The sequence below is a fragment of the Algivirga pacifica genome (assembly GCF_039543525.1).
GTDB lineage: Bacteria > Bacteroidota > Bacteroidia > Cytophagales > Flammeovirgaceae > Algivirga > Algivirga pacifica.
Window position 1 is genome coordinate 20581 of sequence record NZ_BAABJX010000006.1, and the last position, 24047, is coordinate 44627.

Annotated in this window: 19 protein-coding genes and 4 tRNA genes; 15 read left to right on the top strand and 8 right to left on the bottom strand. The window is 39.5% G+C overall.

Annotated features, from left to right (window positions below; all coding sequences use genetic code 11):
• Nucleotides 1-448 precede the first annotated feature (448 nt).
• Nucleotides 449-790 (top strand): hypothetical protein, encoded by a 342-nt coding sequence (locus tag ABD985_RS01595; protein ID WP_345368668.1) that lies wholly within the window; start codon nucleotides 449-451, stop codon nucleotides 788-790.
• Here ABD985_RS01595 and ABD985_RS01600 read toward each other — a convergent pair.
• Together ABD985_RS01600 and nth are read right to left on the bottom strand one after the other, a co-directional pair.
• Complete coding sequence (locus ABD985_RS01600; RefSeq protein WP_345368669.1) at nucleotides 774-1718, bottom strand: RluA family pseudouridine synthase; 945 nt, start codon at nucleotides 1716-1718, stop codon at nucleotides 774-776. The genes ABD985_RS01595 and ABD985_RS01600 overlap by 17 nt on opposite strands.
• Before the next feature lie 166 nt (nucleotides 1719-1884).
• Nucleotides 1885-2535, bottom strand: a complete 651-nt coding sequence (gene nth, locus ABD985_RS01605) for an endonuclease III (RefSeq protein WP_345368670.1) — start codon at nucleotides 2533-2535, stop codon at nucleotides 1885-1887.
• 232 nt (nucleotides 2536-2767) lie between these two features.
• Between nth and ABD985_RS01610 the strand changes: the two genes are divergently transcribed.
• Together ABD985_RS01610 and ABD985_RS01615 are read left to right on the top strand one after the other, a co-directional pair.
• Complete coding sequence (locus ABD985_RS01610) at nucleotides 2768-3427, top strand: RNA polymerase sigma-70 factor (RefSeq protein WP_345368671.1); 660 nt, start codon at nucleotides 2768-2770, stop codon at nucleotides 3425-3427.
• Between the two features lie 73 nt (nucleotides 3428-3500).
• Nucleotides 3501-4748, top strand: coding sequence for a FecR family protein (locus ABD985_RS01615; RefSeq protein ID WP_345368673.1), 1248 nt, complete (start codon nucleotides 3501-3503; stop codon nucleotides 4746-4748).
• 236 nt (nucleotides 4749-4984) lie between these two features.
• Here ABD985_RS01615 and ABD985_RS01620 read toward each other — a convergent pair whose 3' ends face one another.
• Together ABD985_RS01620 and ABD985_RS01625 are read right to left on the bottom strand one after the other, a co-directional pair.
• Nucleotides 4985-7186, bottom strand: a complete 2202-nt coding sequence (locus ABD985_RS01620; RefSeq protein WP_345368674.1) for a 7TM diverse intracellular signaling domain-containing protein — start codon at nucleotides 7184-7186, stop codon at nucleotides 4985-4987.
• A gap of 138 nt (nucleotides 7187-7324) precedes the next feature.
• Nucleotides 7325-8236 (bottom strand): glutamate--tRNA ligase family protein, encoded by a 912-nt coding sequence (locus ABD985_RS01625; protein WP_345368675.1) that lies wholly within the window; start codon nucleotides 8234-8236, stop codon nucleotides 7325-7327.
• Nucleotides 8237-8417: 181 nt separating this feature from the next.
• On the opposite strand from ABD985_RS01625, the gene ABD985_RS01630 reads away from it, so the two are divergent.
• Both ABD985_RS01630 and ABD985_RS01635 read left to right on the top strand, forming a co-directional pair.
• Nucleotides 8418-8963: a DUF4178 domain-containing protein gene (locus ABD985_RS01630; protein ID WP_345368676.1), complete on the top strand. Its 546-nt coding sequence runs from the start codon at nucleotides 8418-8420 to the stop codon at nucleotides 8961-8963.
• A 47-nt stretch (nucleotides 8964-9010) separates the two neighbouring features.
• Nucleotides 9011-9874 (top strand): hypothetical protein, encoded by an 864-nt coding sequence (locus tag ABD985_RS01635; protein ID WP_345368677.1) that lies wholly within the window; start codon nucleotides 9011-9013, stop codon nucleotides 9872-9874.
• A gap of 83 nt (nucleotides 9875-9957) precedes the next feature.
• Here the strand turns inward: ABD985_RS01635 and ABD985_RS21270 are convergent, their stop codons facing one another.
• Complete coding sequence (locus ABD985_RS21270; RefSeq protein ID WP_425550429.1) at nucleotides 9958-10386, bottom strand: DUF3592 domain-containing protein; 429 nt, start codon at nucleotides 10384-10386, stop codon at nucleotides 9958-9960.
• Between the two features lie 198 nt (nucleotides 10387-10584).
• Here ABD985_RS21270 and ABD985_RS01640 point away from each other — a divergent pair, with 198 nt between their 5' ends.
• The 6 genes from ABD985_RS01640 (at nucleotide 10585) to ABD985_RS01665 (ending at nucleotide 20566) form a co-directional block, all read left to right on the top strand.
• Nucleotides 10585-11376 carry an alpha/beta hydrolase gene (locus ABD985_RS01640; protein ID WP_345368678.1) on the top strand — a complete coding sequence of 264 codons (792 nt, stop codon included), beginning with the start codon at nucleotides 10585-10587 and terminating at the stop codon, nucleotides 11374-11376.
• A 134-nt stretch (nucleotides 11377-11510) separates the two neighbouring features.
• Nucleotides 11511-13091, top strand: coding sequence for a polyamine aminopropyltransferase (locus ABD985_RS01645; protein ID WP_345368679.1), 1581 nt, complete (start codon nucleotides 11511-11513; stop codon nucleotides 13089-13091).
• Between the two features lie 271 nt (nucleotides 13092-13362).
• Entirely contained in the window at nucleotides 13363-14967 is a 1605-nt protein-coding gene (locus tag ABD985_RS01650) for a SulP family inorganic anion transporter (protein ID WP_345368680.1), read from the top strand.
• Between the two features lie 179 nt (nucleotides 14968-15146).
• Nucleotides 15147-15773, top strand: a complete 627-nt coding sequence (locus ABD985_RS01655) for a peroxiredoxin-like family protein (RefSeq protein ID WP_345368681.1) — start codon at nucleotides 15147-15149, stop codon at nucleotides 15771-15773.
• A 452-nt stretch (nucleotides 15774-16225) separates the two neighbouring features.
• On the top strand, nucleotides 16226-18397 hold the full coding sequence (locus ABD985_RS01660) for a PP2C family protein-serine/threonine phosphatase (RefSeq protein ID WP_345368682.1): 2172 nt from the start codon (nucleotides 16226-16228) through the stop codon (nucleotides 18395-18397).
• A 51-nt stretch (nucleotides 18398-18448) separates the two neighbouring features.
• Nucleotides 18449-20566 carry a 7TM diverse intracellular signaling domain-containing protein gene (locus ABD985_RS01665; RefSeq protein ID WP_345368683.1) on the top strand — a complete coding sequence of 706 codons (2118 nt, stop codon included), beginning with the start codon at nucleotides 18449-18451 and terminating at the stop codon, nucleotides 20564-20566.
• A gap of 263 nt (nucleotides 20567-20829) precedes the next feature.
• Here the strand turns inward: ABD985_RS01665 and ABD985_RS01670 are convergent, their stop codons facing one another.
• Nucleotides 20830-21501, bottom strand: coding sequence for a hypothetical protein (locus ABD985_RS01670; RefSeq protein WP_345368684.1), 672 nt, complete (start codon nucleotides 21499-21501; stop codon nucleotides 20830-20832).
• 533 nt (nucleotides 21502-22034) lie between these two features.
• On the opposite strand from ABD985_RS01670, the gene ABD985_RS01675 reads away from it, so the two are divergent.
• From ABD985_RS01675 to ABD985_RS01690, 4 genes are all read left to right on the top strand, one after another.
• A tRNA-His gene (locus ABD985_RS01675) sits at nucleotides 22035-22108 on the top strand.
• Between the two features lie 27 nt (nucleotides 22109-22135).
• Nucleotides 22136-22209: transfer RNA gene (locus ABD985_RS01680), tRNA-His, on the top strand.
• A 28-nt stretch (nucleotides 22210-22237) separates the two neighbouring features.
• Nucleotides 22238-22311: transfer RNA gene (locus ABD985_RS01685), tRNA-His, on the top strand.
• 28 nt (nucleotides 22312-22339) lie between these two features.
• Nucleotides 22340-22413 (top strand) — tRNA-His (locus ABD985_RS01690).
• Nucleotides 22414-22479: 66 nt separating this feature from the next.
• Here the strand turns inward: ABD985_RS01690 and ABD985_RS01695 are convergent.
• The gene (locus ABD985_RS01695) at nucleotides 22480-23388 is read right to left on the bottom strand and encodes an alpha/beta fold hydrolase (protein WP_345368685.1); all 909 of its coding nucleotides are present in this window, start codon (nucleotides 23386-23388) and stop codon (nucleotides 22480-22482) included.
• A 148-nt stretch (nucleotides 23389-23536) separates the two neighbouring features.
• On the bottom strand, nucleotides 23537-23935 hold the full coding sequence (locus tag ABD985_RS01700; protein ID WP_345368686.1) for a (deoxy)nucleoside triphosphate pyrophosphohydrolase: 399 nt from the start codon (nucleotides 23933-23935) through the stop codon (nucleotides 23537-23539).
• Between the last annotated feature and the right edge of the window lie 112 nt (nucleotides 23936-24047).

Sequence of the window (24047 nt, forward strand, 5' to 3'; positions counted from 1 at the left end):
GAATTTTTAGCTTTTGCGATTAGAAATTAGGCAAATTCTTCAAAGCCTTGATTTTTTTGCTTCGTTTTTTCATCAAGGAAAAAATGAAGAAGCTCATAAAGGGCTTGTGAGATAGTTGTAAAGTGATGAATTCTCAGAGAGCTAAGCCATTTGTTAATATGGAATGAATCATTTTTTGCATGTTTAAAACCCATTAACAATTTTGTTGGAATTTTTTTTATCATCAAAAGTCACCAAAAACTTGCACCCTTCTGTACAAAGGTTGTGTTCATTCTGATATAAGGATAGGATAATACAGAGTGTTGTGTAAATACATGTAAATAGAAGGAAGTAGTAGTCAGTAGGTGAAAAGTGAAGGCAGAACGATTTTTTTTAGGGGGATGTTCTTGTGGCATAAACCATTATAGATCAAAGCCCACATTTAAAATTGATATAAATGTCTTCACCAATGATAGATTACATTAAAGATTTTGTAGCCTGGCACGATAAAGTGTTTTTCAGGAGTTTTGAGGAAGTCTATGATTTGTATTTTGTAGTGAAATATCCTTTTATCCAAAATAAGCGAGGTCGCTTTGTTTGTGTAAAGGAGAATGGTCGCCCAAATAATACGTATTTTGTGAATTTCTCAGAGATGGAAGAGACATTGTTGCTCCCTTCTGACGGTGTTCGCCTTTTGTTTTTGGCGTTTCTCCGGGAGCAACATTGTGATGAAGGGTTTGATATGGAAATGCAAAGAAGTTATTTCCGTGAACGTATTGAGTTACAGAAATACCTTACTCCGAAAGATTGAGTAAGCCTTGCATATCTTCTGGTATGGGAGTGGAGAAGACTTTCCATAGGCCAGTAGAGGGTTCCTCGAATCCTAACATGTGGGCGTGCAAGGCGTGTCTTTCCAAGATGCTATTGTCAAAATCAGGTCTTTTTATAAAGTATCGTGAGTCTCCCACTAAGGGATGGCCGATATGTTTCATATGCAGTCTTATTTGATGTGTTCTGCCAGTTTCGAGCACACATCGAACGAGACTGTATTTTTTATGGTGTTCTACCAATTCATAATGGGTCACTCCAAGCTTACCAAACCGTCTGTCCTCAGAGATTTCTATAGAGCGTTGGTTCAGTGGGTTTCTTCCCATAAAATGCCTTAAGGTAGCGACATGCTGTATTGGAATTCCCCATACAATAGCCAGATAAACTCTTTCGGTTGTTTTTTGCTGAAACTGAATTTCCAAGGCATGGAAGGCTTCCTTGGTTTTTGGGACTACAACAATCCCAGAGGTATTTTTATCAATCCGATGCACCAGACAGTCTTTTACAAGGTTATCATGCTCCCCTTTTTGCTCATAATAGTATTTTAGGGCATTGACCAAGGTGTTGTCATAGTTCCCTAATCCTGGGTGCATAGGCATACCAGCCTTCTTATTGATCACAATAAGTTCGTCGGTCTCATAAACAACATCCAGCTCTACAGCCAAGGGAGTGATATCATTCATTTTTCCGTAAGATTCGTACCACTCAATCAGGTCTCCTGGTTTTACCTTATAGTTACTACGTGAAGGCTTTCCATTGACCCATACCTTTTGCTCCTTAATTTTACGCTGTATCATATTGCGAGATTTATTTCGCATACGATTGCCTAAATATTGATCCAATCGGGTACTAGGGTGGATGTTTTCCACTTTAATTGACTCGTGTAACTGTAAATTACCTTTCTCTTCCATACTCAATTATACTAACCTTCTTTTGTCTCGTATGGGTCGGGTCGACCACAAGGGTCGCCTTATATAAACATACGTTATTCTTGTATGAGTCGGGTCGACCACAAGGGTCGCCTTATGTAAATATACGTTATTCTTGTATGGGTCGGGTCGACCACAAGGGTCGCCCTTACCTCTTACCTTTTACTTTAAACAACGTTTTTCTGCCATGTTTTTGACAAATAGGGCAATCATTGGGGTTGTGTCTTTGTGCTGGACAATACTCCCTTCCAAAGTAAATGATTTGTAGATGCAGGTCATTCCATAGTTCTTCCGGGAATAGTCTTTTGGCATCTTTTTCTGTCTGGACAACATTTTTTCCTGTGGTCAATCCCCAGCGATACATTAAGCGATGAATATGGGTGTCTACAGGAAAAGCAGGAATATTAAAAGCCTGACTCATGACCACTGAGGCAGTTTTATGTCCAACCGCAGGAAGGGCTTCTAACGCCTCAAAATCGGCAGGGACTTCACCATTATACTTATCGATCAGAATTTGAGATAACCCATAAATACCTTTAGATTTCATAGGGGATAAGCCACAAGGACGGATGATTTCCTTGATTTCCTCCACGCTCATTTTAACCATGTCGTAAGGGTTGTCGGCTTGCGCAAACAATAAGGGTGTAATTTTGTTTACACGTTCGTCAGTACATTGGGCAGATAGTAATACGGCGATCAATAGGGTATAAGGATCCTTATGATTTAGAGGAACTGGAGGCTCAGGATATAACCTTTGCAAAGTCTGTATAATATCTTCTACTTTTTCTTTTTTTGTCATCTTGATCGAATTTTACTAAAATTAGGGTAAAGATATTAATATATCAGGAATTTGTGTAAAGTGACCGTGGGAGATAGTCTGAGGAAATGCTTGAATTGTCTTGTTTTAGAGATAAGATGGAGAAGGAAATACCTTGTGTTTGTTTCGGCATGTTGACTTGAGAAAAAGAGGGGAGGAATAAAGGTTCCTTTTGTATTAGATAAATTTTTGTGGATTATAAAAGCTTTATACGTTGGCACAGAACAGTTACGACTCGTTAGATGATATTGCCCTGATTGAATATGTCAGAGGGGGGGATGTAAAAGCATGGGAGTTTATCTTTAAGAAGCATTATGTCGCTTTATTGAATTATGTATCTGGTAAATATTGGGATTCTCTGGACCGAGAGGCAGCGGAGGATTTGACCAATGAAGTTTTTGCGAAATTCTGGGAAAAGAGAGAAACACTTGAAATCAGAAGTTCTGTCAAAGGCTACTTATATATGATGGCCAGAAATCATACACTGAACTATTTAAAGAGAGAGGCTTACATCCGAGACTATAATAACAACGAAGGAAAAACCAAGGAATGGCATAAGAATGAAACCGAAGATGCTTACCATTTTTCTGAGTTGGAGAAAAAACTTTATGAGGCGATTGATGACCTACCAGAAGAGCGCAAGGAAATTTTTCGTTTGAGTAGGTTTGAGGATTTAACGTACAAAGAGATCGCTGAGACCCTAGGGGTGAGTGCTCGTAATGTACACTATCAAATAGGGTTGGCCCTCAAGGAGTTAAGGGAGAAATTGAAGGGGTATGCCGATCCTCAATACCTTAAGGCTGTGGCCTTGTGGGGAGCTGCCTTGACCGCGACACTTTTATCTGATATTTTTTTTGACAGCTGGAGCAGTTAAACTGTCATTATAGTGAGGAAAAACCTTATTCACCAAAGTGGTACAACCCACTTTGATATCAAAAGCCATTAGAATGAAAAATATAATAAATTGGACATTACTGGCGGAATACTTGGGAAAGAGTATTAGCCACGAAGACCAAAAGGCTTTGGAAGAGCAGCTGGAGACAGATGCTTCTTTTAAAGCACTATTGGAAGAAGTGTCAGGGCTTTGGCATTCTTCGAGTATCATAGGACAAAAAATGCGCTTGTCCTTGACTGATGAACAACTGCAAGAAAAGCTACAGGAAGTTAAAAAGCGTATAGAAGCGCTAGATTCAGAGGAAGCAAAAATATCCAGAAAATTACATGGAGAATCTATAGAGGATGATACTATAGATGCTGAGCTTTCAGGTTTTGAGCAATTGTGGAAGGATGCCAGCACATTACAGCCCTCCTCCAATATTGAGTTGAGTGAGGAAGAAGTGCTCAGTAGAATGGAAGCGGTCAAAAAGAGGTATGCCATTACGGCTCCTGCAGAAGATGCGACAGCGGCGGCTGTAGACGAAGGAGAAGCATCTCCTCGTATGGTTCGTTTTCCGTATATGAAAGTGGCTGTCGCAGCAGCAGTGGTTATGGTATCTGTATTGGGCGTTTTCCGATTGATGCCGGACCAGCAGCCAGCCACGGAAATGATATCCAGAAGTCTTCAGTTGGAAGAAAGTACTTCAACTTATGCTAAGGCGATTACGACGTTACAACTGGAAGATGGTACACAGGTATGGTTAGACGAAGGAAGCTCATTGACTTATCCAGCTTCTTTTGATGGAGCCTCAGAGAGGAGAGTAGCTCTTAAGGGGATCGCCTTTTTTGAGGTGAATAGAAACCCTGATAAACCTTTTGTGATTGAAACTACACATACAGAAACAGAAGTACTGGGTACCTCTTTCTTATTGAAGGATAGTGCTGGTGTTGCGGAAGTGACCGTTGTCTCGGGAAAAGTGGCGTATGAAGCTACAGAGCGTCATGAAGAGGTTGTTCTTGTCGCAAAGGAAAAGGCAATTCTATCGGAGGAAGGGTTGAAAACTCAAAAAGTCGATAGCTATGAGGATGTTGCGGCGTTGATGCAAGGAGCATTAGAGTTTAGAGGAAGTACGCTTTCTGAAGTAGCTGTAATTATAGGACAAGCTTACAACAAAGAAATTGAAGTGGATGAAGCATTTGCTGACCGTAAATTCACAGGTAAGTTCAAGAAGAAACCGTTCAATAGAGTGATCAAGACCATTTCTTTGGTGATGGGATGTGAGACGAAGGAGGAAGACGGAAAGGTATACTTCTATTAAATTATTTGAGCGTCCACGCTCACGCTTATAAAATGGGAGCGAAGATACTCCATTATGCTTTGGTCTTTGCGAGGAGGCAAAGACCAGTTTCTACCTTTGTCACATGAATAAGAAATCCCCCTTGAAGTTCAACGGAACATCAAGGGGGATTTTATATGCTTGCTTGATTCTGAAAAAGCTGAATCAACAACTAAACAATATGAACGAGCGAAGCTCAATTAAACAACCTGAATAAATTAGCATGTCTTGAAGCCAATCACCAAAAGGTCATCAATTTGGCTATAAGGAGGAACCTTGCTATTCACCCATTTGTTGTGGAAACTTTCTACGACTTTTACTTGCTGATCCATAGGTTTTTCATGAATCATATAAAGCATGTTTTGAAGGTTTCTGCTCATGAGCTTGCGTCCTTCAGGTCCTCCAAACTGGTCTGCATATCCATCGGAGAAGATATAGAAGGTAGAATCCGGAGTAGTTGTAATGGTGTTAGTGCTGTATTGGAAGTCAATAGGGGCACTACCAATAGAGAACTTATCTGGCTTTATTTTGTATAGTTTATTGTTCTCAACATATACCAGTGGATTCTTGGCTCCAGCATATTTTAAGGTGTTGGAAGTTTTGTTCCATGTACAGATGGCGATATCCATTCCATCTCGCATACTGGAGTCTTTATGCAAGAAGTTAATAACCTGTTGATTCAACAATGTCAAGATAGCTCCTGGCTCAGTAACTTCTTGTGATTGTATAATCTGCTTGAGACTACTATCTCCCAACATGGACATCATAGCACCAGGAACGCCATGTCCTGTACAGTCTACCGCTGCAATAATAATGGTATCCCCTACTTCTTCGATCCAGTAAAAATCACCACTGACAATATCTTTAGGCTTGTAAAATACAAAAGACTCGGTTAATAGTCGTTGACGCTTCTCTTCGGAAGGAAGAATGGCACTCTGTATTCTTAAAGCATAATTGATACTGGAAGTAATCTTCTTATTTTTCTCTTCAATCAGCCTGCTATTTTGCTCTACCATATCTCGCTGTGCCGCAATCTCTTCATTCTGCTGCTCTAGCTCCTGATTTTTCTCAAATACCTCCAGGTTGATGTGTTGTAACTTTTCTGCTTGGGCCTCGATTTCCTCGTTGCGCAGTGCTAGTTCTTCAGTACGCTCCTTTACTTTGACCTCCAATGTTTCCTTGGCCGATTTCTCCATCGCAATCAAAGCTTGTGTTGCCTGCTTACTTTCTTCCTTATAAATGTTATGTCGATCACCTAAAGCAATAGAGTGAAAGGCTACTTGAATTACCTGTCCTAGTACCAAAGCATTATCCGTGATGAAGTTGGAAGGGACTACGTTGGAAATAACCAGTACGTAACCTACACCACCAGCCATAGAGAAAACCCAGGCTACAGAGAAGAAACGTGCATAACGGTGACCTTTACTCCAGGCATATACCGATGTGCCTAACAACAGGGCGATGGATGTAAACCAAGAAAATTGGATGATATATACCGATTGTCTATAGCTCACAAAGAATGTACTGATAAAGGTAAGCGCTCCTAATACGATCACGGCAATCAGGATATACCCAGTAGAAGGGGCGTACTTTTTAGGATTCAGGAAGCGATAGGAAAACCAACCTGAAGTCACAATCCAAATACTTAAGATAGAGATAGTGACATGATTAGAGGCTTCTGGATAATCCCTGAGTAAAAACTGAAAAACATGCCCTTGTAAAGAGTAATAATACAAGGTAAAGGAGATGACCGGTAAGGTATAGATCAGATGGCTTGCATCCCTTTCTGATAAGTATAAAAAGGCGTTATAGATACATAGTAGTAATAGCATTCCAAAGAACAACCCATGTCCTATAGAATCTGTGGTACTACGTTCAATATAGGATTTATGCTGGTACAAACGGATCGGAATATTGATGGGTCCGTTAGAGCGAATCTTCAAGAAAATAGTATGGTGCCCCTGCTTATTGAAACTAAGGGGGAATAAAAATAGAGGGTGCTCAATGACACGGCTACTGAAAACTTCTCGGTCTCCTGTTTTGATGCGTTCTACTTTTTCTTGTCCAGGTTGAAGTAAGTAGTATTCTACATGGTCCAAGGAAGGATACCCTAATTCTAATAACCAATTGGTAAAGATTTTGTCTTCATAAAGTAAATCTACTTTAACCCAATAGGTAGAAGATGAAAAGCCTTCATTGAGAATGCGTGTTTTTTGACTTGGACGAAATCCCGTAAATGAGGGCGCACTGACATCTTCAATAGTATATTGATGCGACTCATCGATAAAGATCTCTACTTTAGCGGTAGGGTCAATATCTGTGCTATTTTTATTCAATCGGATTAGCTCTCTCGCTTGTGTGTATTGAACTTGTGCTAAAAAAGTAAAGAACAATAAAAAAATGAATCTGATATTCGTCATGCTTTTAATTCGACTACTGAACGAAAAATATGTACTTATTAGAATAACGACATTCTAACTTTAAAAAGTACATTTAACAATGATAAACTATTTAAAAGAGTTTTAGTAGTAATTTTTTATAAAACTTTCATTGTGTGCTTATTGAAGAAGTCGCTCTTGGGCACTATTCAGTAAGTCTTCTAAGGTTTCAATACCGTGTGATTCCCATTTCATATGCTGGGCAACTAGTTGATACACCTTACTAGGTGAATGATATTGCCGTAACTCTTTGATAGAAGCAGCTCCTTTGGACTTGGAGAGTTTGTGTTGCCCATTTTTGTCCATAATAAGGGAGTGATGAATAAAGGAAGCATTCTGAAAGCTTGATAACCCTAGTTCTTTAGCTAGCAAAAGTTGGGCCGCACTACAACTCAAAAGATCCTCTCCCCGCACAATAAGGTTAATATTGGCCTTGATATCTTCAATCAATGAAACTATTTGGTAGGCAATAATGCCTTCTTTCCTGCGAACGACAAAGTCACGCATGGTCTGAAAAAGGTTGAGTGAGATAGGTCCCTTTAATAGGTCGTGAATTAGAATATCTTGGTTGGGGGTAATAATTCGCCAAGCTGTTTGTGGGGCTTCCCATGCACGCTCAGAGGTTCGACAATGCATAGGGTATTGCCCGTCCGTACTGTGCTTTTTAATTTCGGAACGAGAGCAATTGCAGGTAAATAGTTTTTGCTTTTCCTTAAGCTTGTTCAAGTAATATTGATATTCCTCTATGCGTAGCTGCTGGGAGTGATTTTTCTTGAAATCCTTAACATTTTCAGGCCCTTTATCGTATGTAATATTTAACCAGTCTAGCGTATGAAAGATATCGTCCAAGTAAGCATCCTTAATACGGGGACTGTCAATGTCGTCGATTCTTAAAAAAAGCTCACCGCCTTGTATTTGGGTAATAATCCATGTGAGCAAGAAAGAATAAGCGTTGCCTATATGCAGGTAACCACTCGGAGTAGGGGCTATACGCGTTTTGATAGGCTGGGGAGGAAAATTAAAAGGAAGCATTCGTTTGTGAATATTTTGCTTTATCTTTATGTGTTAAGATAATATAAGCAAAGCAAAAAAAACGCCGTTTTTCTTACCGTTTTTAATTGCTGTGAAGTTTCATTTTAGTTTTGAGTGACAAAAATACAAAATATTCTTCAAGATAGGTAAGAAGAGGTGATGACAATAATTGATTAGAAATATGCCATTTGGTTTTTTTAAAAAGAAGAAAGAGGAAGAACCTCATTATGACCCTACCGATATCAAGGTAATGGATATCAGGAAAGGGTTTATATTGGATTACGACCTGAAAACATGGGAAGTAACAGAAGAGTATGAATATGACTGGGGTAACGATTACTTTACCTATGAGTTTAAGCTAACTTGTGCTGATGATACGCTTTATTTGGGCGTGGAAGAGGATGATGAAGTAGAGTGTACGGTAACCCGAAAGCTAAGTTGGGGACGTATGGATGAGGAAGTGGAGCAAGCACTTGTGCAGAGAGGGAAGCCGCCAAGACAAATTATTTTTGATGGAAAAGTCTATTACCGAGATGAAGAGTCTGAGGGATACTTCCGAAATATCAAGGATACTCGTTTTGAGCCTTTTATTTCCTGGGATTATTATGACGATACAGAACGTCACTACCTATCCATAGAACAATGGGGTAAAGAATCCTTTGAAGCAGCTGTAGGGGTGGTAGAGCCGGAGTCCGCTTTCAGTAATATTCTTCCTATAAGCAAATAATTAGAAATTAATATCAACCATAATTTTTAGTTCATTATAAAAGAAAGATGAAAAGATATAAACATGTACCATTTTTGTTGATGACTTTTTTCTTCATGGTTGGCTGTAGTAGTGAGCCAGAATTTACCAAGTTACCCTTGGATGAAATTGTCAAGCAAAAAGGACGTACACAAGATTATACAATTGTATTGGATGATATGGATTTGGAAGAGAACTTATTTTCCAGCGACCACTATAAGCATCGTTACAAAGTCATTACCATGGAAAAGGCTGCAGGGGATACAATAGCTACGCCAAAGGAGCACCTTACGGATTGGTATGACGTACCGAGAGCTTATTTTGATAACCACGTCAATGATATGGGAATGGAATTGGCAACCATGACCGACGGCAAGTTAAGTAAGCAAGTAGGACCTGCTGGCTACTCTCAATTTGTGGGGAATCCTCAATATGGACAGTGGAAAACAGGAAGTAATGGCAGTTCTTTCTGGGAGTTCTATGGAAAGTATGCTATGATGCGCTCTTTGTTTGCATGGACATTCTATCAACCAGTATATCGTAGTTATTACAACGATTACTCTCGTTATAGAAGCACTGGTAGACCTTACTATGGTACGACATCGACGAGTGCTCCTAGAAAATATGGGACATTCTCACCAGCAGCCAAGGAAGGACCGAAGAATGAACGTTCAACTTCATCTTCGACTGCCCGTAGGGGAAGTCGTACATTTACCTCTAAAATGGCTAATAATAATTCTTACCGTCGTTCGGTAACCTCTAGTGCAGGGAGAAGTGCTTATGGGCCTGCAGGTTCCCGTTCAAGCAGTAGCAGATCTAGAACGAGCAGTAGTTCTGGGCGTTATGGAAGCTCTTCCAGAAGCCGTTCAGGAGGATCTTACGGAGGGAAATAAAATCCTTACCGAAGACATAATAAAAATGGCGGATAAATCATTTTATCCGCCATTTTTATATCATGAAGTGTGTATAGGTGATTTTAGAAAATCAAAAAATAGAGGCAAGCACATAGTAGAACAACTCCTAAGGAAATTTGCTCTATGCATTTGGTTTGTACACCCCGGTAGACCATCGATTCAGAGGGTCTTTCAGGATTGTAATACACCTTTATAACATCACCTTTATGATAATTGTTTGCAACATATTCTATAACAAAGCTTCCATATTCAAAATGATTGCCCATTTGGTACCTATACTGTATACAAGATTTTAGATTGTTGGATACTAAGATTTCTCCATCAGTAGCCTGAATGCTTTTTTTACTCTTAACATCTGATATGGTAGCATTAATAGGAAGCCATGATTTACTGCTTACTCCCTTCATAAAGCTAGAAGTACCCTTGAATAAGGAAACTAATCCGAAAACTAGTATAGAAAGGGTCAATGCGTTAGTAATAAGCGTAGTCATGAGGTTATCAGATAGTGTACAATGAAAAATCTTTTGATCGTTTTTTGGGATCGTTATTAGTCTTTGTTTATGGAGAGGAGTAGATCACCTCATTTTTATACTATGAAACCCATGTGCTTGCATGGGTAGTAAATGGCTGTACAAACAACTCTTAAAATATGATATTTTCAAGTTAATTGGTAATAATCTAACAGATATATGGCTATTTTTAAGATAATGCAAAACTCTGTGCCTAAGGCGATCATTGTTTTGGTGCATGGATTGAATAATCGCCCTGCGAATATGGAGCCTTTAGGGAGGCAGTTCTTAATGTCTCAATGTCATGTGGTAATGGTTTCTTTAAAGGGGCACGAGGAGGGAAGTAATTTTGAGCAGACGAAGGATGTACAAGTAGAAGATTGGCTATCGGATCTAACCGAAGGATTAGAGACGGCCAAGCAATTGAGAGGGAAAAGTAATCTCCCGATTCATTTTGTAGGGTTCTCGTTAGGAGCATTGACCTATTTGTGTATGCAATCTTTATTACCTCAGGGAATTACTTATGTAGATAGAGTCGTATTGATGGCGCCTGCAGCGTTTACTTATATACAATCAGGAATGTTTAGGCCCTTGGCTAGCTTGCCGATGCAAATGCCTATTCCTAGTTTTGCCCCCTCACATTTAAAGGTACACGACGTTTTGCCTTTACAGTTTTATAAAAATCTCTTTCGTATGCAGGAAATCATTAGGGAAAAGCAATTTAGGCGTTGTAACCTGCCTTGTTTGTTGATTATGAACCCTAAGGATGAACTAATCAGCTTACGACAGTTACAGATGGATATGAAAAAATATCGCTTGAGTGAATGGGAGGTGCACAAGGTCTCTGTGGAGGAAAAGATTGGACGTAGAAAGTGGCAGCATTTGATAGCACTTAGAGAAAGCCTGGGGGGGAAGGAGTACTATGGAATGATTGATAAGATGCAGATATTTCTGAACCTTGTGAGTAATTGAGTTATAAGAGCTTGTTTGGGATTTTCTATCGGAAGACGTCTTCCAAATAAGGTCTCATATAAGTACCATGATTTTTTATAAGAGTATCGTTGATGTATGCTCATATTTTTGATTGAAAGAACATTTTAACCAGCATGATTTTTAAGTTTTTTACGAAGTCAAATACCCTGAAGTTAGCACTTTTTGCAACGGGACTGTCAGGGATTGTCGCAGAATATATCCTGTCTACTTTGGCGACTTATTTTCTAGGAAACTCAGTACTACAATGGACGCTGATTCTATCCTTTATGTTGTTTGCTATGGGATTGGGGAGTCGATTGAGTAAGTACATGGAGAAGCAGTTACTGGAACGTTTTATCATTGTAGAGTATGTGCTGTCTGTATTAGTAGCTTTTTCTTCTTTGCTCGCCTATGGTGCAGCCTCTTACGCTAGTTTTAATGATGCATTGAGTATATACACATTTCCGTTGGAGGGGGTGTTGATTTATGCATTAAGTATTCTGATAGGCTTACTGATTGGTTTGGAAATACCTTTGGTCACTCGATTGAATGAGGAGTTTGAGTCTTTAAGGGTCAATATTTCAGCGGTGATGGAGAAGGATTACTTTGGTAGCTTGATTGGAGGGTTATTCTTTGCCTTTGTAGGGTTGCCGTACTTGGGATTAACTTATACGCCTTTTGTATTGGGTGCTGTCAATTTACTAGTAGCCATGATGTTATTCTTTCGCTTGAGGGGGATGCTACAGCCTTTTTATAGAAAAGTATTATTGCTGACAGGGGGATTGGTAAGTATCGTGATTTTTACGGGAGGATTTTGGGCAAAAGATATTATCAATTATGGAGAGCAACAGCGTTATAAGGACAAGGTCGTTTTGCAAAAACAAACACCTTATCAACGTTTGGTGGTTACGAAGTTAAAGGAAGATTATTGGTTTTATATCAATAGTAATCTACAGCTGAGTACTTTTGATGAGCACCTATATCATGAACCAATGGCTCATCCAGTCATGAAGCTTCAGGAGCATCCACAAGATATATTGATATTGGGGGGAGGAGATGGTTGCCTGGCTCGTGAGGTACTAAAGTATCCTTCTGTTAAAAGTATAACCTTGGTTGATTTGGATCCTGAGGTTACAGCGCTTGCTAAAACACATCCGATCTTTACGGATATGAATAAAGGTGCTTTGACACACGAAAAAGTAAAGGTGATCAATCAAGATGCTTTTACGTTTATGGAAGAAAACCAAGCATTCTACGATGTAGTGATGGTGGACTTCCCAGATCCTAAGAGTATCGAGCTGGGGAGGCTATATGCTTATGAGATGTATCGTATGATTTATAATCGTTTACGTCCTAGAGGAGTGATGATCGTACAGGCAGGAAGTCCATACTATGCCACAAAGGCATTCCGTTGTATTGAAAAGACGATGCAAAAAGCAGACTTTAATACTTTGCCTATGCACAATCAAGTGCTTACGTTAGGAGAGTGGGGGTGGATCGTAGGGGCCAAGGAAATTCCTCAAGAAGCATTAAAGCCAACCTTGCAGCAGTTATCTTTTGAGGATGTGGATACCAAGTGGCTTACTCGGGATGCGATGATGATGATTACCTCTTTTGGAAAGGATTTGGTGCCGATAGATTCTATTGAGATTAATACGATCCACAATCCAGTGCTGCCAAGGTACTACCGAACAGGGAATTGGAGACTGTATTAGTGAACTGAACGCCAAGTAAACTTATAGTTAAGAGCTACTGTTAAGGGGTTTAAGGAAGAAGGATAAAGGAATAGGAACCTATGGATGGTAATCCTTTATCCTTCTTCCTTCCTCCTTTATCCATTTGGAAGTAGCACCTTTATTTCTATCAGAACACTTAGTGTTTAGACCACTAGTCAGTGGACTATTTTAGTGATTGGTTTTAAGGATCCTTGGGGCACAAACAACCTGACGGAATGACTATAGCCACTAATAATTATTTATTTGGATTATGGACATAAGGAACACATCATTTATTGATAAGCTGAGAAGTGACTTCTTGGCGGGGATTGTGGTCTTTTTGGTCGCTTTACCACTTTGTATGGGGATTGCCTTGGCTTCAGGGGCGCCTCCCTTTGCGGGTATTATAGCGGGAGTGGTAGGAGGACTGGTGGTTGCTTCCTTGAGTGGGTCAGCCTTGGGGGTAAGTGGTCCAGCAGCTGGACTGGCAGTGATGGTAGCCGATGCAATCATGGATCTGGGAAGTTTTGAGGTGTTTCTATTGGCAGTGATTATTACTGGAGTGGTGCAATTTATTGCAGGAGTAGCTAAGGCAGGAATTATTGGACATTACTTTCCGACAGCAGTCATTAAAGGGATGCTGGCAGGGATTGGCGTTATTATTTTTCTAAAACAAATTCCTCATGCTTTGGGCTATGACCCTTCTTGGGAAGGAGAATTGGAGTTTGTTCAACAAGATGGCCATAATACATTTGAAGAGATCTATTATGCCTTTTTATATAATAGTGAAGGGGCAATTTTGATCACCATCGTATCTTTAGCATTATTGATTTTCTGGGAGAGTAAATGGATTCAGAATATCAAGGTACTTAAGATGTTACCAGGCCCTTTATTGGTGGTGGTGTTGGGAGCTTTATTGAATGAAACCTATCAATATTGGTATCCTGAGTGGACGTTAGATAACAATGAAGAAGTCAAGCATTTAGTGAGCTTACCTGTAGCGGATAGTATAGAGGGTTTTCTGGGATTATTGACTTTCCCTGACTTCTCAGCGCTCCTTGACCCTAAAGTCTATGTAGCGGGGATGACCATTGCTGTGGTCGCTAGTTTGGAAACCCTTTTATCAGTGGAAGCAACGGATAAACTTGATCCTTATAAGCGAGTTACTTCTACCAATAGGGAGTTAAAAGCTCAAGGTATTGGCAATATGGTTTCCGGATTGGTTGGAGGGTTACCGGTTACTCAGGTCATTATTAGAAGTGCTGCAAATGTCAACTCCGGAGGAAAGACAAGAATGTCAGCCATCTTTCATGGAGGTTTTTTATTACTATGTGTGGCATTGATTCCAGTAACGTTGAATAAGATACCATTGGCCAGTCTGGCGGCGGTACTATTGATGATTGGTTATAAGTTGGCTAATCCTGCGCTATTTAGACAAATGTATCGAAAGGGATGGGCGCAGTTTATTCCCTTCACAGTGACAGTACTAGGGTTAGTGTTCACGGATATGCTTATCGGAATAGGGTTGGGAATGGCTGTAGCCATTTTTATTATTCTTAAACATAACTATCAAATCCCTTATTCTTTTCGAAAAGAGAAGCATCAGGAAGGGGACAAGGTAGTCCTTCGTTTAGCCGAGGAGGTTTCATTTTTGAACAAGGCTCAAATCAAGGTAATGCTGGAAAATTTACCTAGAAATACGAATCTACTGATTGATGGAAGTCGTTCGGTAACGATTGATCAAGATGTATTGGAAATCATAGAAGGGTTTATAGCCCATGCAAAGCTTAAGGATATCCAAGTGAAAGTAAAAGGCATAAAAGGATTGGCAATAGAGGAAAAATACTACTTGACGACAGAAGAAGGTAAGAAGTAAAAGGTAAGAGGTAAAAAGTAAGGAGACCTCTTACCTTTTACTTTTTACCTCTTACCTCTATAACCTTTTTAAACAAAATAGATCTTGTGAGGTTAGCTAAGGGTGTGTTAGGAACCTATAGCTTAATAGTGTTTTTAAATACATAACAATGAACATTAAATAAAAATAGTATTTAGAAAATGAAAAAGACCTTACTAATCACTTTAGCCTTTACATTTTGGACAGCCTTGGGAACGGCACAGGAAACAAATGTTCCCATGAAAGCGGAAGATGTTTCTCCCTTATTGATTTCTGAGGAAGTTCCTGATAAGCAATTAAAAGATATAGAAGGAAATACAGTGTCCTTGAAGCAATTGGTGAAAGGAGAAAATACAATTATAGTATTTTACAGAGGAGGCTGGTGCCCGTATTGTAACAGACAATTGTCTGGGTTGGGAGCTATTTCTTCTGATTTGATCGCTAAAGGGTATCAAATTCTTGCCATCTCTCCTGATCGTCCTGAGGAGCTACAAAAAAGTATGGAAAAGCATGATTTGAATTATACCTTACTTTCGGATGCGACAATGGAAGTAGCTCGTGCCTTTGGTATTTCGTTTAAGGTCAGTGATGGTACAGTTAAGAAGTATAAAACTTTCGGAATCAACCTGGAAGAAGCTTCTGGAGAAGCACATCACGAACTACCAGTTCCATCAGTATTTTTTGTCAATGCCAAAGGAGAAATCGGTTTTGAGTATGTGAGCCCGAATTATAAGCAACGCATCAGCCCTGAGTTATTGAAGGCTGCAGCTGAGCAGGTTTTTAATTAATTTTGGTTATCGGTTATTAGGGGCTATGTATGAAAAGCCCCCTGATATAAACAATCAATATACTTTATCACGGTTAGTTTCGTATGGGTAGAAAATATGCTCCTAGTTCAAGAGTTCAGTATTGATAGGAGGGACGACTATCAATACGCTCTTGGACTAGCGCAGTACGCATTAGACTTGACTGAGGTAGTAAACCGCTTGGTCCAAGAGCAATTCCTTACTCGTACCTCGTCCGGAATTTGAACTCTTGAACCAGTTCACTACTTTTCCCTGCTTATAAACAATTAACCGTGATAAACTCTAGTAAAAAGCATTATTTACCTCTTACCTCTTACCTCCTTCCTCAAAAATCTTCAAAACCTCCCTTTTACCTACATCTCCCCCTGTTTATTTACATTGTTATCAAATATTAACACATATTAAAGAGTTGTTTTTGTAAGGACATCTTTGGTATGAAAAAGTTTTTGATAATAATTCTTTCTTGTTTAGTCAATTTTACAGCTGTAGCAAAAACTCCTCTAGCAGTACGGGGTGTCTTGGATCTGCGAGCGGAAAATATACAGGAGGGTACATATCCTTTAGATGGAGAGTGGATGTTGGCATGGCAACAGTTACACGATACGCTGATAGAGTCAAAATTTAATTCCTTGCAGGAAGTGCCCTCTTTATGGGATGAAAAAACAGGGTATGCGACCTATGGCCTAAAAGTGTTGTTGCCACAAGAAGCTCCTGCACGATTAGCATTAAGAAATACGATTATTGGAACATCGGGGCGTATACTCATTAATGGAAAAGAGGTTTATACTGCTGGAAAAGTTGGCCGTGCGATGGAAGAGTATATTCCAGGCTATAAGCCAGAAGTAAGTGTTTTCGAGGTGAAAGGAGATACAGTCGATGTTGTGATTCAGGTAGCCAATTTTAATTATAGTAAAGGAGGAATATGGAGGAGTATTCATTTAGGGTCCTATAAGAGTATTCGTTATAAATGGTTGATGGACTTGCTGGAGGAAATGCTGTTGATAGGGAGCTTGTTGGGTATGGGCATTTATTATCTGACCTTCTTTTCTATTCGAAATAAGGACTGGTCGGCCTTGTATTATTCTCTTACCTGCTTTATGTTGCTTATTAGAGCATTGGTTTCCAATGAACATATCATCTGTTTAGTATGGCCAGAAGTGCCTTGGATTTGGCTGGTACGGACAGAGTTTATGCTATATATGATTATTGTAGCTTTTCTTGGGATGTATTACAAAAGCCTGTTTCCTAAATATTATAATCAATACCTCCTTTTAGGGGTCATGTCCTGGGCTGCCATACATACGGTTATTGTTCTAATGACTTCTCCTACCTTTTTTGCAGACCTCTTCAACTACAATCAATATATTATCCTCGGTGTAGGGGCATATACCGTGGTACAAACTATTCGGGCTGTTCTTTATAAAGAACTGGGGGCGAGGGTGTTCCTTTTAGGGGTTTTCTTGCTTTTTGTGGCAGTATGTAACGATATACTTCATATTCAGATGGTGATACAGACTGGAAGTATGATGGGTATAGGCTTTTTGGTCTTTATATTTTGTCAAGGAGCGGTATTGTCGTATCGTTATTCCCGTATGGTGACGGACAATGTGGAGCTGAATCAACAATTAAGTGAGGCAAATCATAGCTTGGAGTATAAGGTTAGGGAGCGTACAGAAGAGTTGGTTACATCCAATGAGATGTTGGCGTTGAAAAACCAACGAATTGAAGAACATCAAGCGGAAATTGAAGATAAGAACGAAGAGTTGCAGGATCAAAATGAGATGCTTACCCAAAGTATTGAATATGCTTTACGTATTCAAAGAGCATTACTTCCTTCAGATAATCATCTAAAAAGGTTATTGGGAGAGCAATACTTTATCTTCTACAGGCCCAGAAATATCGTTTCCGGTGACTTTTACTTTGTGGAAGAAGTAGACGGGAAGCTGATTATTCTGGTAGGAGATTGTACGGGGCACGGCGTACCCGGAGCTTTTATGAGTATGGTGGGGGTAGAGTTGCTGAATCAAATTGTCATCAAAAGAAAAATTACTAACCCTTCCCTGATTCTTCAGGTACTTCATAAGGAAATACGGACCAATTTACATCAGGAAGAATCAGGGAACTCAGATGGTATGGATGTGGCCGTTTGTGTGATCGATCAAAAACTGGAGTTGCTTTCTTATGCTGGAGCAAAAATGTCCTTGTGTTATATACAGGATGGGCAGCAATATGTGCTAAAAAGTGCTCATTATGGTGTTGGAGGAGAAAAAAGGGGACACAAAAGAGAGTATCCGATACACACGGTAGAAGTGAGTAGACCTTTGACGATATACTTATCTTCTGACGGCTATCAGGATCAGTTCGGAGGTACGAATAATAGAAAGTATATGAGTGTAAATTTTCGTAAATTGTTACAGAAAGTTCACCATCTACCATTACAGCAAAGAGCCACTTTTTTAGAGGAACATATTGAAAACTGGATGTTGTCGGGAAATGAAGAGCAAACGGATGACATTCTGGTTATGGGAATAGAAATTAACCTAGATAAAATCAACCCTATAGAAGGACGTTCATTGCTTGACTTATACAACGATTTGGAGCTATAGAGCAAGGAAGGTGGAAAAGGTGGCTTATTGGAAGAGTTTTTAGAGCACAACATGTTTATGAATAGGCTGCTGATTATTTTTCTATTACATATTTCTTTTTTTGGAAATGCCCAGATCGCCCAACATGGATGGATGGATTTATCATCTATCGATTGGGAGAAAGATAAGGTACGCTTGGATGGTGAGTGGCATTTTTATTGGAAAGCATTAATTCCTCCTGATAGCATTGATACGATAGAGGAGAAGAAGTGGGATAATATAATTGTCCCGGGGGTATGGAAGGCGCCTTTCACGGCGGAAGGATATGGAACGTACCATCTCAAGGTATACCTGGGAGAGAATTATCCAACATTATTGGGGGTGAAATTACAGACTTTTGCTACAGCCTATCGTCTATATGTCAATGGAAAATTATTGGATAAAGAAGGAGTACTTTCGGTAGACCCTGAAAAGTCAGAAGGAGGGTTTAATCCAAAGGCGGTGTTTTTTGCGGTCGATTCTTCTTATCTCGATATTCTGATACAAGTCTCTAATTATGATCACCGTAATGGAGGTATGTGGCGTGAGATACTGATTGGCAGTGAAGCGCAGATACAGTATTACCGTGAAAAGGCGGTCGTTAAGGATGTGCTTTTTTTTGGGATACTATTGATCATGGGCGTTTACTTTATGGTATTTCATATGATGCACCGTCAGGATAAGGCGATGCTTTATTTTTCTATGGGAAGCACTTTTTTGGCTTTAAGGGAGTTGGTCACCGATGAGTATTTACTTCAACTTTGGTGCCCGGGTATTTCTTGGTTATGGCTTTTACGCCTGGAGTATTTATCCTTCGTTGCAGTTTTTATTGCTTTTCCCCTCTTTCTAAAAGAAATATTGAGTACGTACATATCCGATAGGGTCACTCAAAGTACGGTTTATGCTGGAGGTGTCTTTGTGGTTGTATTACTATTTTTTCCCCCTAATTACTTCACGTACCTGAGTATCATTACCTATTCTGCCCTATTGGTTTTTTGGATATTTGTCATTCAAGCGAATATCAAAGCCATTAAGGATAAGATGAGGGGAGGGAGTTTACTTCTTACAGGAATGATCGTTGTGTTACTATCTTGTACCAATGATTTTCTCATTAGCTTATCATTATTCTCTACGCCTCCCATGATCACAATTTCGGTGCTGGTGTTTATGATCTTAATGGCAATCCTACTATCCTATCGTTATATAGGCGTATTTTCTAATAACCAACGATTAACTATAGCACTTAATAAAGCCAATGCAGAATTGGAGTTTAAGGTTGCAGAACGTACCCGTTTACTTTCTTTATCCAACAGTGAGCTGGAAATTAAGAACAGGGAGGTTGAATCCAACAAAAAGGTATTGGAGGCTAGAAACAAAGAGATTACTTCCAGCATTAATTATGCTAGCCGTATACAGCAAGCCACCTTGCCAACCCCCCAGAAATTAGATGAACTGATCGGAGTAGGGCGGTATACCCTACTGTATATGCCTAAAGATGTAGTCGCAGGCGATTTCTATTATGTGGAAAAGCATGCAGGGAAATTGGTCATCATTGTTGCGGATAGTACAGGTCACGGGGTTCCGGGGGCTTTGCTGAGTATGATGGGAATGGAGTTGGTCAAAGATATTGTAGAGGTACAGCAAGTGTTGGATCCTTCCCGTATTCTTTCCATGATGCACTCCAGGGTTAGAAGTATGTTGCAGCAGCGGGAATCAGGAAATTTTGATGGTATAGAGTTGGCAGTATGTGTTTTTGCTGAAGACTGGAGTAGCCTACAGTTTGCTGGAGCACACCGCCCTTTGGTATATATAAAAAATGGGGAGGTGATGCTGATTAAAGGGGAGAAGTATGGAGTAGGAGGAGTAGTGAGAGGAGTTGAAAGGATATACCCCAATCACGAGCTACGCTTGGATGAGGTTTCTGCCATTTACCTGTTCTCAGATGGCTATCCAGACCAGTTTGGGGGGCAGTACAATCGTAAGTTTACCATGAATAGGTTAAAGAATATCTTGTTGAAACAAGAGCAAGAACCTATGGAGCGGGTCGCTGAAAGATTGAGAAGAGTTCTGGAGGAATGGATACAGAAAGGGGGAGATGAGCAAATAGATGATGTACTCTTGCTAGGAGTGAGAATTTGTAATGAAGAATAGAGGTTATCACGGTTAATTGTCTATGAGTAAAAAAGCCTACTGAACTGCTTCTAGCGTGGATTAATTTTCAATGATCAATTTTCAATTTTTAATTAAAATGAATCACCAAAAAAGGCTGCTGAACTAGCCCTAGAGTGTATTAATTATTGAAAATTAATCATTGATCATTGAAAATTATAAAAGCTATAGCGTACCACTGACCTATTTTAATAGCTCAGAGTTTTCTGCTTATACTAAATAACTCTATTCTTCATTCTTCATTATCAACTCCGTCTGCTCTTCATATCATTGAGCATATTAAAGGTCGTATTGACGGCATCTTTGTCGACAATTAAGGAGAACTCATGTTTAGTGGAGATGATCTCTACTACGTTAATGTTTTCCCAGGCCAATCGTCTTAGTATATAGTAAAATACTCCAGGAACGTCTTTACTATAGGTGGTAGGCATACGCATGGTGACTGAAGCTAGATCATCAATTTTAGAGAGTAATTCTTCCTCTTCAAAAATTTGCATAACCTCTCGTTCGATCCATTTGCTGGTGACAATATTGGTCTCGTATACGCCTTTGGAGGAAGCATGAAATATATCTTTTTGCTCTTGTAACTTATTTAGAAGTTGTTGCTGCTTACCGACAAGTGTACTGGAGTTCTTAAAAGCAAAATCTACCAAGTCTGAGCGTACAATGATTTCTCCCATACTACGAAGGTATTCCTGTACATCCCCTTCTAGGTTTTGTCCCATTAGTCTGGGTTTCATTCGTTTAAGAGCCATCACGATAGCGCCATTCTGTACTTCTTTATGTAACCTTTTCTCAATCTCTGGACGAATGTTTCTGGCTAGGGCACTAAAGTTGATAATGTCGTCGGAGATCGCTTCTACAAGGAAGGGAGAGCGGGAAATGATATCTTCTACAATTTCTGGTATAGTAGTCATTTGATAGTTTATTTTTTCACTGATTCTGTGTGTAAAATCATAGATGGTTAAATATTAATACAATAGTTATAAATTTAACATTAAATAAAAAGAGTCTGTCGATTTTTTTTACTTTCTAGAAAAACAAAAAGCCTGTGTCTCGACACAGGCTTTTTCAGTTAAATCCTTCTTGCATCAACAAGAAAAATTAAAATTTAGTAGATAGTAGTAATAAGAGAATTTGAGTTATTAACTGCTTTTAATATAGTGGTTAACTTTTAATAATCCTATTATTATATAGTTAAATGTTTATTATACCGCATTAAAGTATTGTTTAAGTCAATTGCGCAATATATTATTTCATTGCGACTAATTACTCACACTAACTTAGGTTTTATAGATTACATTCTGGTATCAGAAGAGGTCTTTTCTTGATAGTTAAAAATTCCTCCTTGATAATCAGTAGTTTTATTCAAAAAGATAAAGAAATTATCTAATAGGTTTTGTGCTTATAGAAATGTCTATTACATTTGCACTCGCAAAAACAGTAAATGGCGGATATAGCTCAGTTGGTTAGAGCACCGGTTTGTGGTTCCGGGGGTCGTGGGTTCGAATCCCATTATTCGCCCAATTTATATATAGTTTTTGCAAAATGGCGGATATAGCTCAGTTGGTTAGAGCACCGGTTTGTGGTTCCGGGGGTCGTGGGTTCGAATCCCATTATTCGCCCAGTATTTATATATAGTTTTGCAAAATGGCGGATATAGCTCAGTTGGTTAGAGCACTGGTTTGTGGTTCCAGGGGCCGTGGGTTCGAATCCCATTATTCGCCCAATATTTATATATAGTTTTGCAAAACGGCGGATATAGCTCAGTTGGTTAGAGCACCGGTTTGTGGTTCCGGGGGTCGTGGGTTCGAATCCCATTATTCGCCCAAGTAATAAGTTAAAAAGCCGATCTGATGCAGATCGGCTTTTTTTTTGTTGAGGCGGCTTGCGCCTCAACATGATCGCATCCATTCTACGATTAGTGGAAAGTGATCCTGAGGTCCTTCCTTACTCGTACAAATATTGATATGGTCGTAGTCCTTTTTGAATCCATTCTCTTTAGACAATAAGATAAATTGATCTTGGGGGTTGTTGACTTCCTTCATCAAGCGTTTGACATCCATCTGGTGCCCCAGGTAATACTCCTTAAGTCCCGTAAGGTAAAGCGTAGGAGGAATATTATTGGCTTTGGCTAATGCGTCCAAATAGTCAAACCCATCCTGATTGCTTTTCCATTCATTCAAGGCATATACCCATTGTCGGCAATCTCTGTATACTGCCCGAGATTCGTTGTCGGCTCCAAATCCCCATTCCTTAGCAGGAAGATATCCTTTGACCCTTGTGAGCATTTCTCCCACAGCACTCCAGAAGACGTCCACCTCCCATAGTTTCTTGATGTTTTTTACCTTGATGCTCCTTTTAGTAGCTAAGAAGTTCATACTTTTAAACGTCTCTTGAGGATGTCGGGCTAAGTATGCCAGTAGTAATACTCCACCCCAAGAGTGTGCTACCGTATGAATAGGGGTATGTTCTGAACGAATGGCTCTGATTTTTTGGATACAGGCTGGAATTTCTTCCATAATAGTATCGTACTGCGTATTGGTAGAAGTCTTATTGACTGCAGGAGTACTTAATCCTCTTCCCCTCAAATCAACCACATAAACATCATAGCCTTCTTGCGCTAAAAAGGGTGCGAGTCCTTTGAGCTTTTTCTTGGCGTAAAAAATACTTCCATTTTCAATAGCACCATGGATCATCAAGACAGCCTCTCCGTTACTGTCTTCATTGTAAAATCGTTTGAGATGGAGTTGGTCGTTGCCTATTGGAATAAATAGGGAAGTGGTTTGTAGTGTTGTTGTCATGGTAATATTATTGTTGTTGTTTATCGCTTATCGCTTATCGCTTATCGCTTATCGCTTATCGTTTGAAAAAAGTTTGATCGATGATTGCTTGTCGTTTATAGTTCAAATACATTTCATCCTTCATCCTTCATCCTTCATCCTTCATCCTTCATCCTTTACTCCTCATAATTCCTTGAACTATCGGAATATCCGCAGCGGCCCAATCTAACCTTTCCAGTTCATTTTTTGAAAGCCATAGGCCATGGATGTGCTCCGTAAGGGTATACTCATCGTTAGCTGAAGTACATAAGTAGGCGTACATCTTGATTGTAAAATCTGGGTAGCGGTGCTCTACGGTATGTAGATGTTCTTTGACCTCAATATCCATTAAAAGTTCTTCTTGAATTTCCCTTCTTAAGGCTTGTTGGTGAGACTCCCCTTTCTCTATTTTTCCTCCCGGGAACTCATACTTGTGAGAGATATAAGGATATTTGTTGACTCCTCTTTGAACACAGAGGTACTTTTCTTTGTGACGAATGATTGCAGCGACAACCTCGATATACTTCATGATTAAAAAATAATTATAGAGGTGATGAATATTGATGTTATTGTAGTAGTCTACATTAAGTGGATCGGTTATCGCTTGAAAAGAATGTTTGCGGGCGCCATGCAATGGTTAT

Coding starts and splice junctions, on each gene's coding strand:
- ABD985_RS01595 (WP_345368668.1), top strand. CDS start 449: ATGATAGATTACATTAAAGATTTTGTAGCCTGGCACGATAAAGTGTTT.
- ABD985_RS01600 (WP_345368669.1), bottom strand. CDS start 1,718: ATGGAAGAGAAAGGTAATTTACAGTTACACGAGTCAATTAAAGTGGAA.
- nth (WP_345368670.1), bottom strand. CDS start 2,535: ATGACAAAAAAAGAAAAAGTAGAAGATATTATACAGACTTTGCAAAGG.
- ABD985_RS01615 (WP_345368673.1), top strand. CDS start 3,501: ATGAAAAATATAATAAATTGGACATTACTGGCGGAATACTTGGGAAAG.
- ABD985_RS01620 (WP_345368674.1), bottom strand. CDS start 7,186: ATGACGAATATCAGATTCATTTTTTTATTGTTCTTTACTTTTTTAGCA.
- ABD985_RS01625 (WP_345368675.1), bottom strand. CDS start 8,236: ATGCTTCCTTTTAATTTTCCTCCCCAGCCTATCAAAACGCGTATAGCC.
- ABD985_RS01630 (WP_345368676.1), top strand. CDS start 8,418: ATGCCATTTGGTTTTTTTAAAAAGAAGAAAGAGGAAGAACCTCATTAT.
- ABD985_RS01635 (WP_345368677.1), top strand. CDS start 9,011: ATGAAAAGATATAAACATGTACCATTTTTGTTGATGACTTTTTTCTTC.
- ABD985_RS21270 (WP_425550429.1), bottom strand. CDS start 10,386: ATGACTACGCTTATTACTAACGCATTGACCCTTTCTATACTAGTTTTC.
- ABD985_RS01640 (WP_345368678.1), top strand. CDS start 10,585: ATGGCTATTTTTAAGATAATGCAAAACTCTGTGCCTAAGGCGATCATT.
- ABD985_RS01645 (WP_345368679.1), top strand. CDS start 11,511: ATGATTTTTAAGTTTTTTACGAAGTCAAATACCCTGAAGTTAGCACTT.
- ABD985_RS01650 (WP_345368680.1), top strand. CDS start 13,363: ATGGACATAAGGAACACATCATTTATTGATAAGCTGAGAAGTGACTTC.
- ABD985_RS01655 (WP_345368681.1), top strand. CDS start 15,147: ATGAAAAAGACCTTACTAATCACTTTAGCCTTTACATTTTGGACAGCC.
- ABD985_RS01660 (WP_345368682.1), top strand. CDS start 16,226: ATGAAAAAGTTTTTGATAATAATTCTTTCTTGTTTAGTCAATTTTACA.
- ABD985_RS01665 (WP_345368683.1), top strand. CDS start 18,449: ATGTTTATGAATAGGCTGCTGATTATTTTTCTATTACATATTTCTTTT.
- ABD985_RS01670 (WP_345368684.1), bottom strand. CDS start 21,501: ATGACTACTATACCAGAAATTGTAGAAGATATCATTTCCCGCTCTCCC.
- ABD985_RS01695 (WP_345368685.1), bottom strand. CDS start 23,388: ATGACAACAACACTACAAACCACTTCCCTATTTATTCCAATAGGCAAC.
- ABD985_RS01700 (WP_345368686.1), bottom strand. CDS start 23,935: ATGAAGTATATCGAGGTTGTCGCTGCAATCATTCGTCACAAAGAAAAG.